A 13,705-nucleotide genomic window follows, 5' to 3' on the forward strand; every position below is an offset into this window, starting at 1 on the left:
CAATATTTTAATGCCAATGCATCGCCATGCTATTTAAATCTCAATAAAGCTTACATGTAAAAGGAGGTGATATGAATAAAATTGGAGTCGCATTTTTTTCTCTAACGGTCTTTGTTATGAATGATATTCATGCTCGACCCATGGAGCCTAAACGTAGAATTGGTCAGAACTGGACTGAGTTTCAGCACCAACATTGCCAATGGCGTACCGGGTATGCATGTAAAACAGTCCCTGAAGATGAGGGAAAATTACCCCCCAAGACCGGTGAAGAGATCGCTGTAGAGGTGAGTTTGGGGATATTATCTGGTGGGCCGACACCTCAACCCAAGGGGTTCAAAGTCGGTATCGGTGCGAAACCCGGCACGAGTGGAAGTCCCCGGCCCGGCCCAACCAGGATAACTAACCCCAGAATGACTGCACCAAAACCTCGACCTCGTACCAGCACAGAACGAACCCCCTTATTACCGACCACCAGCCCCAAACCTAATCCCAAGACTTCTGGCAGATTACAACGAGTGAATGGCAAAATAGGTTTCCTATTAGGGGATACGAAGCCCCCTACTATCAACGAGGGAGCAAGCACAAGCAGAGTTAAAGTAGAGTTATCGGATAATAGCAGTAACTCCTCTTTGGACATGTATGACGTAAAAGGGCATGACCCAATAGAAAAAAATAAAATTGACCGTATCAAATTAATTAAACCTCGTGATTTCGCCAAAATAAAAGAAGAAATGGAGAATATCTATGGTAAAGAAAGATTAGATGAAGGTGAGTTAGATATTGAAAAAGAGATCGAGCTTTATAATACATCTTACGCACATGAGAATATAAGTTTCAGAGAATATTTTGCTATTAGAAACTTCCAAGAAGAAGGATTTGTCGCTATAAATCATGCCCTACGAACAGGAGAGGCCGGCGACGAGTTAGACGTTGAAATAGCAGAAACCTACACCGCGCTCGATAATAATTCAGATATTAACATTTCACTGCGTGAAGATGGATATATCCCCTCTGAAGATGAGAGCGTCGTCGATGAAGTATATCGTGGGGAAGTCAGAGATCGTGCTGAATTTCTGGCCCAAGTAATACCAGAAGAAATCATTGAAATAGACTCATTCTTAAGCACTACGGCTGATGAGGACAGTATTGCTCACTTCAATAGCAGCGACCTGAATGATGGGCAAGTCAACGTAAGATATACCATAAGATTTTTCCTTGGCCGTACTAATAGCACTGAGATCGGGGATTTACTTGATGAACCGGGGGAAGAACGTATTTTTTTACCTAAAAGCCGTTTCTTGATTACAGAGTTAGAAGAGTCCGCAGATAGCTCAACTTTCAGGGTCAGCATGCTTGCCATTACCGATGAGCCTATGCCCCCACCCATTCAAATCAACTAAGCCAGTTCACCTTACTTTTATCCCAATAAAAAACGGCCCCTGTTCAGGAGCCGTCTTAACTAACTCATTAGCAATAAGAAATTATTTCTTTTTCGCTTTTGGGTTAGGCAAATCAGTAATGCTACCTTCGTAGATCTCTGCTGCCAGACCCACAGATTCATGCAACGTTGGGTGAGCATGGATAGTCAATGCGATATCTTCCGCATCACAACCCATCTCGATTGCCAGACCGATTTCACCTAACAGTTCACCACCATTAGTACCGACAATAGCACCACCAATGATACGGTGAGTTTCTTTGTCAAAAATCAGTTTAGTCATACCATCGGCGCAATCAGAAGCGATAGCACGGCCCGATGCCGCCCACGGGAAGGTGGAGGTTTCGTAGCTGATGCCTTTTTCTTTTGCTTCTTTCTCAGTCAGACCAACCCATGCGACTTCTGGCTCAGTGTACGCAATGGATGGAATAACTTTCGGATCGAAGTAATGCTTCATGCCAGAGATAACTTCAGCGGCAACATGGCCTTCGTGAACACCTTTGTGTGCCAGCATTGGCTGACCGACGATATCGCCGATTGCAAAGATGTGCGGCACGTTGGTGCGCAGTTGTTTATCAACGTGGATAAAGCCACGCTCATCAACTTCAACGCCAGCCTGACCAGCATCCAACAATTTACCATTAGGTACACGGCCGATAGCGACCAGAACGGCATCATAACGCTGTGGTTCAGCTGGGGCTTTTTTGCCTTCCATCGTGACATAGATGCCGTCTTCTTTGGCTTCTACCGCGGTCACTTTGGTTTCCAGCATCAAGTTAAATTGCTTGCTGATACGTTTGGTAAAGACTTTTACTACGTCTTTGTCAGCAGCCGGGATGACTTGATCCGCCATTTCAACGACATCAATTTTCGAACCCAGAGCATGGTAAACCGTCCCCATCTCCAGACCGATGATACCGCCGCCCATGACCAGCAGACGTTCTGGGACAGTTTTCAGTGCCAGTGCGTCAGTTGAGTCCCAAACACGTGGGTCTTCATGAGGAATAAATGGCAGTTGGATAGGACGAGAGCCGGCAGCAATAATCGCGTTATCGAACGTGATGGTCGTTGGACCATTTTCACCTTCAACAACCAAGGTATTTGCGCCAGTAAATTTACCCAAACCGTTAACCACTTTGACTTTACGGCCTTTAGCCATACCTGCCAAACCACCGGTTAACTGATTGATAACTTTCTCTTTCCAGACACGTACTTTATCAATGTCAGTCTTAGGTTCGCCAAAAACAATACCGTGTTCAGCCAGTGCTTTAGCTTCTTCGATAACTTTAGCGACGTGCAACAGTGCCTTGGAAGGGATACAACCCACATTCAGGCAAACACCGCCCAGAGTGGCGTAACGCTCAACTAGAATAGTTTCTAAACCTAAATCCGCGCAACGAAAAGCAGCAGAGTACCCTGCTGGACCTGCCCCAAGTACCACGACCTGAGTTTTAATTTCAGTACTCATCATGACCTCTTAATTGTTTGTCCGGCGGGTCTGACGTCATTTTTTAGGCTAATTAATTTCATAACGCCCTCATCCACCGTGACGTTCTTGCCTATTCCTGGATACAGACACTTTCAGGGATACTGACACGCGGCAAGTTTACAGAATTGTTAACAAACTGAAAAGCCGCATCACGTGACGAGTGTCTCAACAACCTTGTCGACTAATGTAACAGCCTGACAAACTTGGTATCAAAGTGTCTTTATCTGTCCGTATCTGTCTATATAACAACAAGGCCGGCACAAAGCCGGCCCCAGTGATTACATGACCAGACGGCGAATATCAGCCATAATGGTCGCGATATACGCTGCGAAACGCGCACCTGCAGCACCATCGATCACACGGTGATCGAAGGACAGAGACAGAGGCAGCATCAGACGCGGAGCAAACTCTTTACCATTCCAAACTGGCTTCATGGATGATTTTGACACACCCAAAATAGCCACTTCTGGCGCATTAACGATCGGCGTGAACGCCGTACCGCCGATGCCACCCAAGCTGGAGATAGTGAAACAGCCGCCTTGCATGTCAGATGCAGTCAGTTTGCCATCACGTGCTTTCTTGGAAATCACAGACAGCTCGCGAGACAACTCAACAATACCTTTTTTGTTCACATCACGGAATACCGGAACAACCAGGCCGTTAGGGGTATCAACCGCAACACCGATATTGATGTATTTCTTCAATGTCAGTTTCTGACCATCTTCAGAAATAGAGCTGTTGAAGCGAGGGAATTCTTCCAACGCCTTGGCAGCTGCTTTCATCAAGAACACCAGCGGAGTGATTTTCAGATCTTGTTTTTTCTTCTCGGCTTCGATGTTTTGTTGCTTACGGAATGCTTCAACTTCAGTGATATCCGCTTCATCGAATTGAGTCACATGTGGGATCATGACCCAGTTACGGCTTAGGTTAGCACCAGAGATTTTCTGGATACGGCCCAGTTCCACTTCTTCGATTTCGCCGAACTTACTGAAATCAACTTTCGGCCAAGGCAGCATGCCTGGCAGACCACCACCAGTGGCAGTCGCTGGTGCCGCTTCAGCGCGTTTGACCGCTTCTTTCACATAAGCCTGAACGTCTTCGCGCAGGATACGGCCCTTACGACCAGTCCCTTTCACTTTCGCCAGATTCACACCGAATTCACGAGCCAGACGACGGATAACCGGTGTTGCGTGAACATAAGCATCGTTTTCAGCAAACTCGCCTTTGCTTTCTGCTTTTGCTGCTGGCACTGCGGCTTTCGCCGGTGCCGCTGCCGCAGGAGCCGCTTGCTGAGCTGGAGCAGCCGTTGGGGCTGCGCCTTCTACTTCGAAGACCATAATCAGAGAGCCGGTTTTCACTTTGTCACCGGTGCTGATTTTAATCTCTTTCACTGTACCTGCGAATGGTGCCGGTACTTCCATTGAAGCTTTATCACCTTCAACAGTAATCAGTGATTGTTCAGCAGCAACCTTATCGCCCACTTTCACCATTACTTCGGTCACTTCAACTTCGTCACCGCCGATATCAGGTACTTCAACGTTTTTAGCCGCAGAAGCTGCCGGTGCTGCTGTTGGAGCTGGAGCTGCCGCTGCTACTGGAGCCGCTGCACCTGCAACTTCAAAGACCATGATCAAAGAACCGGTGCTAACTTTGTCACCCGTACTGATTTTGATCTCTTTAACTGTACCCGCAAAAGGTGCGGGTACTTCCATAGAGGCTTTATCGCCCTCTACAGTGATCAGAGATTGTTCTGCGGCAACAGTGTCGCCCACTTTGACCAGGACTTCAGTGACTTCAACTTCATCACTGCCGATGTCTGGTACTTCAACATTTTTCACAGCAGATGCCACAGGAGCCGCTGCCTGAGCAGGGGCCGCTGGTTTCTCTTCTGTTTTAGCAGGAGCGGTTTCAGCGCCCGCAGCTTCAAAGATCATAATCAGTTTGCCCGTTGCGACTTTATCGCCCACAGCAATTTTGATTTCTTTAACTACACCCGCCTGCGGTGAAGGGACTTCCATGGAAGCTTTATCACCTTCAACGGTGATCAGCGATTGTTCCGCTTCAACGGTATCGCCTACTTTCACCATAATTTCGGTGACTTCCACTTCATCTGCACCGATGTCTGGTACGTTAATTTCAATAGCCATTTGTTCTTTACCTCTTATGCCAGACGCGGGTTAACTTTATCGGCGTCGATACCAAACTTAGTAATTGCTTGTGCAACTACGCTGGTGTCGATGTCACCGCGTTTAGCCAATTCACCCAGAGCTGCAACCACCACGTAAGAAGCATCAACTTCGAAGTGGTGACGCAGGTTCTCACGGCTGTCAGAGCGGCCGAAACCATCTGTACCCAGTACGCGGAACTCGCTGGCAGGAATAAAGTTACGAATCTGTTCAGCGAACAACTTCATGTAGTCAGTTGAAGCAACTGCTGGTGCGTCGTTCATCACCTGAGCCACATAAGGAACACGTGGAGTTTCTGTTGGATGCAGCATGTTCCAACGCTCACAGTCTTGACCATCACGAGCCAGTTCAGTGAATGAAGTTACGCTGTACACATCAGAACCTACGCCGTAGTCGTTAGCCAGAATCTGAGCTGCTTCACGAACGTGACGCAGGATTGCACCAGACCCCATCAACTGCACTTTGCCTTTGCTACCTGCAACAGTTTCCAGTTTGTAGATACCTTTACGGATACCCTCTTCTGCGCCCTGCGGCATTGCTGGCATGTGATAGTTTTCGTTCAGCGTCGTCAGATAGTAATAAACGTTTTCTTGCGCTTCGCCGTACATGCGTTCCAGACCATCATGCATGATGACTGCCACTTCGTAAGCATAAGCTGGATCGTAAGAGATACAGTTCGGGATAGTCAGTGACTGAATATGGCTGTGACCATCTTCGTGTTGCAGACCTTCGCCGTTCAGTGTGGTACGACCGGAAGTCCCACCAATCAGGAAGCCACGAGCCTGTTGGTCACCCGCAGCCCAGCACAGGTCGCCGATACGCTGGAAACCGAACATGGAGTAGTAGATGTAGAACGGGATCATTGGCAAATCATTGGTGCTGTATGACGTCGCAGCAGCCAACCACGAAGAAGCCGCACCCAATTCGTTAATCCCTTCTTGCAGGATCTGGCCTTTTTCGTCTTCTTTGTAGTATGCAACCTGCTCACGGTCTTGCGGGGTGTACTGCTGACCATTCGGGCTATAAATACCAATCTGACGGAACAGACCTTCCATACCGAAGGTACGTGCTTCATCGGCGATGATTGGAACAATACGGTCTTTAATAGACTTGTTCTTCAGCATCACGTTCAGCACACGCACGAAAGCGATAGTGGTAGAAATTTCTTTATTCTGCTCTTCCAGCAATGAGCTGAAATCTGACAATGCTGGGATTTCCAGTTTTTCAGTGAACTTAGGCATGCGGGTTGGCACGTAGCCTTCCAGCGCCTGACGACGTTCATGCAGATATTTGTACTCTTCGGAATCTTTCTCGAAGGTAATGTATGGCAGTTTTTCGATATCAGCATCAGCTACAGGCACATTGAAACGATCGCGGAAGTGGTGAACCCCTTCCATGTTCATTTTCTTCACCTGGTGAGCAATGTTTTTACCTTCAGCTGTTTCGCCCATGCCGTAACCTTTGATGGTATGGGCCAGGATAACAGTCGGTTTGCCAGTAGTTTCTTGTGCTTTTTTCAGTGCAGCAAAGACTTTCTTCGGATCATGACCGCCACGGTTCAGGGACCAGATCTCGTCGTCGCTCATGTCTTTCACTAATGCAGCAGTTTCTGGGAAACGGCCGAAGAAGTGTTCGCGCACATAAGCGCCATCTTTGGATTTAAAGGTCTGGTAGTCACCATCCAGAGTTTCGTTCATCAATTGGATCAGTTTACCGCTGGTATCTTTACGCAGCAGTTCATCCCAACGACTCCCCCAGATGACTTTCAGAACCTGCCAGCCAGCACCACTGAAGATGCCTTCCAGCTCATTAATGATTTTGCCGTTACCTGTAACCGGGCCATCAAGGCGTTGCAAGTTACAGTTGATAACGAAGACCAAGTTATCCAGTTTTTCACGGGTCGCGATGGTGATCGCACCTTTAGATTCTGGCTCATCCATCTCGCCGTCACCCAAGAAGGCGTATACGGTTTGTGCTGAAGTGTCTTTCAAACCACGGTGAGAGAGGTATTTCAGGAACTTGGCCTGATAGATTGCACTGATTGGGCCAAGGCCCATAGATACAGTCGGGAACTGCCAGAACTCAGGCATCAATTTCGGATGCGGGTAAGAAGACAGACCCTTACCGTCAACTTCTTGGCGGAAGTTATCCATCTGCTCTTGTGTCAAACGGCCTTCAAGGAAAGCACGTGCGTAAACGCCCGGAGAGATGTGGCCTTGGAAGTAAACCAGATCGCCGCCGTCTTTTGGATTACGAGCACGGAAGAAGTGGTTGAAGCAGACTTCGTAGAAGGTAGCGGAAGATTGGAAGGATGCCATGTGGCCGCCCAAATCCAGATCTTTCTTCGATGCACGCAACACGGTCATCACGGCATTCCAACGGATGGCAGAACGAATACGACGCTCCAGATCCAAGTTGCCCGGGTAAGCGGGTTCGTCTTCTACTGCGATAGTATTGATGTAATCACGGCTGGCTGAACCAGCTGCAACACTCACACCACCTTTACGGGCTTCGCCCAAAACCTGATCAATCAGATACTGAGCACGCTCAACACCCTCTTCACGGATGACCGATTCGATCGCCTGTAGCCAGTCGCGGGTTTCGATCGGATCCACGTCATTATTTAAACGTTCTGACATGGTGGTATTCCTTATCTGTTTCTAATGGTTTATTTGGAGCCTATCTTCCTGTGCTTTAACCCGGGGCTAAAGCACGTGCCCTGGTGAAAACACCGGAAGATAGGCCCATCAGTTTAGTTGCCGCTAATGATTCTCAAATGAGAACCTATACCCACAGGAATTGGAGTTGCGGATAGACAGCAAGGGAACGAATCCCGATGAACTTACTCAAGTAAATCATTCGGGGGAGTTCACGCAGCTAACAACCCTGCAGCTTCAAGTACAAAGGGTACAAAACGAGTTATTGAGGTCTTGCAGAGGCGCAACCTGAATGATTCGTTTCTAGTCCTTGCGCTGTTGGAGCCGACGCAAAGATCGCTCACGGCGACTGTGCTCCCGACTGAGGTCCAACAGGATCTCCTCAATAAACGCCAAGTGACGGTGTGAAGCTTCGCGGGCTTTTTCTGGCTCGCGTGCCACAATCGCCTCAAAAATCCCGGCGCGGTGACTGCTCACCGTTGCCAGCATTTCGCGGCGCGAGTAAAGCAATTCAAAGTTTTGTTTTACGTTTTGTTCCAGCATTGGCCCCATACAACGCAGTAAATGCAGCAAAACCACATTATGCGCAGCTTCTGTGACAGCCACTTGATACTGCATGACAGCATCTGCCTCGGCATCCAAATCGCCGCTGTCCTGTGCTTGCTGAATCACAGTATGACACTCACGGATCCGTTGCAGGTCTTCATCAGTACCACGTAAAGCGGCATAATAGGCTGCAACACCCTCAAGAGCATGACGGGTTTCTAACAGGTCGAATTGTGATTCAGGATGGTCGGCCAGCAGTTCAGCCAGCGGATCGCTAAAGCTTTGCCACAGATTGGTTTGTACGAAAGTACCACCACCCTGACGGCGCAGCAGCAGCCCCTTAGCCTCAAGGCGCTGGATTGCCTCTCGCAGAGAAGGTCGGGAAACATCAAATTGCTTCGCCAGCTCGCGCTCAGGCAGTAATTTCTCACCCGGGCGTAGCGTCCCTTCCAAAATCAGGTATTCGAGCTGCTGCTCAATAACATCTGATAATTTGGGCTGACGGATTTTGTTGTAGGCCATATTTTTTGTAAGTCGCGCTGTAAGCCGTATTGAGTGAATCGTCTCTGCGAGTGGCGCGGAGTCAATTGGTAATACCAATTTCAAAAACGTGACGATAAAGTAACAAAGTATTCACTACCTGTCCATACGGACCTTGACCGAAATCATGAAACCCAGCACATTTTAACAACTTTGCTGATAAAGGGGTGCAAAGTGATAACGTGGCGGTGGTAATACCATTACTTGAGACAAACGAGTTTTAACTTTTATGAAACGGGTAATTAGGCAAGCTGAAGCGTTATAGTCATTTTATTTATGAGTTTAAAATCATTTTTTATGAATAAAAATTCAAAATGAAACAAGAAAAATCTGTATTCCTCTTTTCTTTCACCTGAACACTGGTATGACCATTATAAAAATAGCCAACTGGTGACTTTTCGTACTAAAAATGCACATTATTACTTTTTCCTGAAAACAACAGCTTGATCACGCATCAACATTTTTCTGCATGTTTTGACTAAAAATTCGCCGGTTAAAATAAAAAGCAGATGCAATAATTCTCGCCTACCACTATTCTCTTCTCAACGGTAGCCAAAATCGTAAATTCCACATAAAGCAACCGTAAACAAAACAATACAAATAATGTAATCAAAACCTTACGCATAGCAAGCAGCATCGGTTTAGCTAACTAAACCTGCTAAAAGTGACAACGACAGAGGATGCAATGATGAGTGTTCAACAAGAAGGTGCGGAGCTAAAGCGGGGGCTTAAAAACCGCCACATTCAGCTTATTGCCTTAGGTGGTGCTATTGGTACCGGGCTATTTCTTGGTATCGCGCAGACGATTCAAATGGCGGGGCCTTCAGTTTTACTGGGGTATGCAATTGGGGGCTTTATCGCATTCTTGATTATGCGCCAGTTGGGGGAAATGGTGGTCGAGGAACCCGTTGCCGGTTCTTTCAGCCACTTTGCTTATAAATATTGGGGCAACTTCGCCGGCTTTGCCTCTGGTTGGAATTACTGGGTTCTCTACGTACTCGTGGCCATGGCTGAACTCACGGCCGTCGGTATCTACGTGCAATATTGGTGGCCGGAGATCCCAACATGGGTATCTGCTGCGGTCTTCTTCCTTGCCATTAACGCCATCAATCTGGCGAACGTAAAAGTGTATGGTGAGATGGAGTTCTGGTTCGCCATCATTAAAGTGGTCGCCATCATTGCGATGATTCTGTTCGGCGGCTATTTACTCCTTAGTGGACAAGGCGGCCCAGAAGCCACTGTCACCAACTTATGGGCGCAGGGTGGGTTCTTCCCCAATGGCATCATGGGTCTGGTGATGGCGATGGCTGTCATCATGTTTTCTTTCGGTGGGCTTGAATTAGTGGGGATTACCGCTGCAGAAGCAGAAAACCCAGCCAAAAGCATCCCGAAAGCCACCAATCAGGTAATCTATCGTATCCTGCTGTTTTATATTGGTTCTCTGGCTATTTTACTGTCCCTCTACCCATGGGGAAAAGTGGTTGAAGGCGGTAGCCCATTTGTCCTTATCTTCCACGCATTGAACAGTAATGTGGTCGCAACAGTATTGAATATTGTCGTGCTGACGGCGGCATTGTCGGTCTACAACAGTTGCGTTTACTGTAACAGCCGCATGTTATTTGGTTTAGCCAAGCAAGGTAACGGCCCGAAAATACTGTTAAAAGTTGATGGTCGTGGTGTACCGGTGATTGCTATCGCCGTCTCTGCATTTGCCACTGCCTTCTGTGTACTGATTAATTATCTGTTGCCGGGGCGTGCTTTTGAATTACTGATGGCCTTAGTGGTATCAGCGCTGGTGATTAACTGGGCGATGATTAGTCTAGCCCACCTTAAATTCCGTGCAGCTAAAAACCGCCAAGGTGTCATCCCGCAGTTCAAAGCATTCTGGTATCCGTTCAGCAACTATTTATGCTTACTGTTCCTGACGGGTATTCTGGTCATCATGTACCTGACACCGGGTATCCAGATTTCAGTGCTGCTGATCCCAGCGTGGGTATTGCTTCTGGCTATCGGTTATGTCCTGAAAAACCGCCGTCAACGAGCAAAATCCTAATAGCAGAAATTAACCTGTTATCCATGAAAATCTGACGATTTCGTCTCTAACGGGCCAGCCACCAGTGCTGGCCCGTTTATTTTATTGTTTAGCAAAAATAAACCAATTTATCCTCCATCAATACCTTTCCATCGTAACCAACTGATTCTTATCTATAACGAATACTGACAGCTCATTATTCTCAGAAAAAAATTCGCGATAACTTATCTGTTTAATTTACTAAATCTGTATTTTGCAATCTGGCTCACACTTTGATGGCAATGGCTTATTTGTCCATCTCTATAACCATTAACTTCTGATGCCCCAGCCAATTGTGCGGCAATAATCCATCCCTAAGACTGTTTTTGATCCATAACGGAGAAAATATCCATGAACACCGCACTTACAGTGAAGGAAAAGATCGGGTATGGAATGGGGGATGCTGGTTGCAACATGATTGGCGGCGCAATCATGCTTTTCCTAAATTATTTCTATACTGACATTTTCGGACTCGCCCCAGCGCTAGTGGGGGTTCTGCTGCTTTCAGTTCGAGTTCTGGATGCGGTGACTGATCCGATTATGGGTGCTATCGCCGATCGCACTCAAAGCCGTTATGGTCGTTTTCGCCCCTATTTGTTGTGGATGTCCCTGCCCTATGTCTTATTCAGCGTTCTCATGTTTACTACGCCGGAGTGGACCTATAACAGCAAAGTTATCTATGCTTTCGCCACTTACTTCTTAATGTCACTCTCCTATACCGCCATTAACATTCCTTACTGCTCATTAGGTGGCGTGATTACGTCTGATCCCAAAGAGCGCGTCTCATGCCAATCATATCGTTTCATCATGGTGGGTATCGCCACCTTGATATTATCAATGACATTATTGCCGATGGCTGAATGGTTTGGCGGGGCGGATAAAGCACGCGGTTATCAAATGGCAATGGGGGTATTGGCGACAGTCGCCTTCTTTATGTTCCTATTCTGCTTCGCGACAGTAAAAGAGCGAATTAAACCCGCTATCCCCACAAATGATGCCCTAAAAGCTGATCTGCGCGATGTGTGGAAAAATGATCAGTGGGTTCGCATCTTATTACTGACATTCTGCAATGTCTGCCCCGGATTTATTCGTATGGCAGCAACAATGTATTACGTCACCTATGCCATGCAGCAATCATTCTCTTTCGCCAGCCTTTTTATCAGCCTTGGCGTCATCGGTATGATGATTGGCAGCGCACTGGCGAAACCATTGACAGATAAATTCTGTAAATTAAAAGTCTTTTTCTGGACTAATATCATACTGGCCATTTTCTCATGCGGTTTCTATTTCCTAAATCCCCACCTGACCGCACTGATTGTGGTGGCTTACTTCCTATTAAATATCCTGCACCAAATTCCCTCCCCACTGCACTGGTCACTCATGGCTGACGTTGATGACTATGGTGAATGGAAGACAGGTAAACGCATCACCGGTATCAGCTTCTCCGGCAATCTATTCTTCTTGAAAGTAGGATTAGCGGTAGCGGGCGCTATGGTAGGTTTTCTGCTGTCTGCCACCGGTTATCAAGCAGAGGCTATCAACCAAACACCGAGTGCATTAAACAGTATTGTGCTGCTGTTCACCGTGATCCCTGGGGTGGGTTATCTGATCACCGCTGGCGTCGTTCGGTTATTGAAAGTCGACCGTAATCTGATGAAACAAATTCAAATCGATCTGGAAAAACGTCGCCATAACTATCAAGAACTCAGTGACTATCGCACTGGGAAGCAACTGGAAGCCAAGGAGTCAGTATGACCGAGCGTACCTACCCTAACCCTTTAATTGAGCAGCGGGCAGACCCATTTATCTATCGGCACACTGATGGTTATTATTATTTTACCGCGTCTGTTCCGGAATACGACCGCCTCGAATTGCGCCGTGCAGCATCACTGACAGGGTTAGCTCAAGCCGAAGCTGTGACAGTGTGGCGCAAACCACAACAAGGCCCAATGTGCTCGTTAATCTGGGCACCTGAGCTGCATTTTATTGACGGCAAATGGTATCTCTATTTTGCTGCTGCCCATTCACCTGACATTGCCGAAGGTTTATTCCAGCACCGTATGTTCGCACTAGAGTGCGATGCCGCTAATCCACTGACCGGAAAGTGGGTTGAAAAAGGACGCATTGCCACACCACTGGATAGTTTCTCACTGGATGCAACGCACTTTGAACATAACGGGAAACACTATTATTTGTGGGCACAGAAAGACCCTCGCATTCAAGGAAACTCAAATTTATATTTGGCTGAAATGGCCAATCCATGGACGCTGAAAGGTGAACCAGTCATGTTGAGCCAACCAGAATTACCTTGGGAAACCATCGGTTTTTGGGTCAATGAAGGCCCTGCGGTTATTAAATATGGGGAGCGTATTTTTATCAGTTACTCCGCCAGTGCTACAGATGAAAACTACTGCATAGGGCTGCTATGGGCCGATATCAACAGTGATATTTTGGATGCAGCACAGTGGCATAAATTACCGGAACCCGTGTTTCGTACCCAATATCAAAATCGCCAATTCGGCCCCGGCCACAATAGTTTTACTCGCAATGAGTTTGGCGAAGATGTGCTGGTTTATCACGCCCGTAACTACACTGAAATTGAAGGTGATCCGCTTTATGATCCTAATCGTCATACTCGAATCAAGACTATCAGTTGGGATAAGCAAGGTATGCCGATATTTGGCGAGCCACCAGCAGATAATCACTGATTCACTCAGAAAATAGTTTATATCTTATGGGATAGCACTGGCCGGGAGCAAGTATTCCGGCCAGTACAGA

General features: G+C 47.2%; 8 protein-coding genes. 4 read left to right on the forward strand and 4 right to left on the reverse strand.

Annotated elements, in window-relative coordinates:
* Positions 1 to 71 precede the first annotated feature (71 nt).
* Complete coding sequence (locus ACIOG0_RS17955) at positions 72 to 1,400, forward strand: hypothetical protein (RefSeq protein ID WP_050295875.1); 1,329 nt, start codon at positions 72 to 74, stop codon at positions 1,398 to 1,400.
* An 81-nt stretch (positions 1,401 to 1,481) separates the two neighbouring features.
* On the opposite strand, the gene lpdA is transcribed toward ACIOG0_RS17955, so the two are convergent.
* The 4 genes from lpdA to pdhR form a co-directional block, all read right to left on the reverse strand.
* Entirely contained in the window at positions 1,482 to 2,906 is a 1,425-nt protein-coding gene (gene lpdA, locus ACIOG0_RS17960) for a dihydrolipoyl dehydrogenase (RefSeq protein WP_005156808.1), read from the reverse strand.
* Positions 2,907 to 3,205: 299 nt separating this feature from the next.
* On the reverse strand, positions 3,206 to 5,074 hold the full coding sequence (gene aceF, locus ACIOG0_RS17965) for a pyruvate dehydrogenase complex dihydrolipoyllysine-residue acetyltransferase (RefSeq protein ID WP_128451277.1): 1,869 nt from the start codon (positions 5,072 to 5,074) through the stop codon (positions 3,206 to 3,208).
* A 14-nt stretch (positions 5,075 to 5,088) separates the two neighbouring features.
* A complete protein-coding gene (aceE, locus tag ACIOG0_RS17970) occupies positions 5,089 to 7,752 on the reverse strand; it encodes a pyruvate dehydrogenase (acetyl-transferring), homodimeric type (protein ID WP_050100448.1) in 2,664 nt (887 codons plus the stop codon).
* Positions 7,753 to 8,073: 321 nt separating this feature from the next.
* Positions 8,074 to 8,838, reverse strand: a complete 765-nt coding sequence (pdhR, locus tag ACIOG0_RS17975; RefSeq protein WP_004389026.1) for a pyruvate dehydrogenase complex transcriptional repressor PdhR — start codon at positions 8,836 to 8,838, stop codon at positions 8,074 to 8,076.
* A gap of 706 nt (positions 8,839 to 9,544) precedes the next feature.
* Here pdhR and ACIOG0_RS17980 point away from each other — a divergent pair.
* The 3 genes from ACIOG0_RS17980 (at position 9,545) to ACIOG0_RS17990 (ending at position 13,635) form a co-directional block, all read left to right on the forward strand.
* Complete coding sequence (locus ACIOG0_RS17980; protein WP_050100450.1) at positions 9,545 to 10,909, forward strand: amino acid permease; 1,365 nt, start codon at positions 9,545 to 9,547, stop codon at positions 10,907 to 10,909.
* 369 nt (positions 10,910 to 11,278) lie between these two features.
* The gene (locus ACIOG0_RS17985; RefSeq protein ID WP_050100452.1) at positions 11,279 to 12,682 is read left to right on the forward strand and encodes a glycoside-pentoside-hexuronide (GPH):cation symporter; all 1,404 of its coding nucleotides are present in this window, start codon (positions 11,279 to 11,281) and stop codon (positions 12,680 to 12,682) included.
* A complete protein-coding gene (locus ACIOG0_RS17990; protein WP_050100453.1) occupies positions 12,679 to 13,635 on the forward strand; it encodes a family 43 glycosylhydrolase in 957 nt (318 codons plus the stop codon). The genes ACIOG0_RS17985 and ACIOG0_RS17990 overlap by 4 nt, the downstream gene beginning before the upstream one ends.
* Positions 13,636 to 13,705: the final 70 nt, after the last annotated feature.

Source organism: Yersinia vastinensis (genome assembly GCF_044905075.1).
In the GTDB taxonomy this organism is placed as follows: domain Bacteria; phylum Pseudomonadota; class Gammaproteobacteria; order Enterobacterales; family Enterobacteriaceae; genus Yersinia; species Yersinia vastinensis.

Coding starts and splice junctions, on each gene's coding strand:
- ACIOG0_RS17955 (WP_050295875.1), top strand. CDS start 72: ATGAATAAAATTGGAGTCGCATTTTTTTCTCTAACGGTCTTTGTTATG.
- lpdA (WP_005156808.1), bottom strand. CDS start 2,906: ATGAGTACTGAAATTAAAACTCAGGTCGTGGTACTTGGGGCAGGTCCA.
- aceF (WP_128451277.1), bottom strand. CDS start 5,074: ATGGCTATTGAAATTAACGTACCAGACATCGGTGCAGATGAAGTGGAA.
- aceE (WP_050100448.1), bottom strand. CDS start 7,752: ATGTCAGAACGTTTAAATAATGACGTGGATCCGATCGAAACCCGCGAC.
- pdhR (WP_004389026.1), bottom strand. CDS start 8,838: ATGGCCTACAACAAAATCCGTCAGCCCAAATTATCAGATGTTATTGAG.
- ACIOG0_RS17980 (WP_050100450.1), top strand. CDS start 9,545: ATGAGTGTTCAACAAGAAGGTGCGGAGCTAAAGCGGGGGCTTAAAAAC.
- ACIOG0_RS17985 (WP_050100452.1), top strand. CDS start 11,279: ATGAACACCGCACTTACAGTGAAGGAAAAGATCGGGTATGGAATGGGG.
- ACIOG0_RS17990 (WP_050100453.1), top strand. CDS start 12,679: ATGACCGAGCGTACCTACCCTAACCCTTTAATTGAGCAGCGGGCAGAC.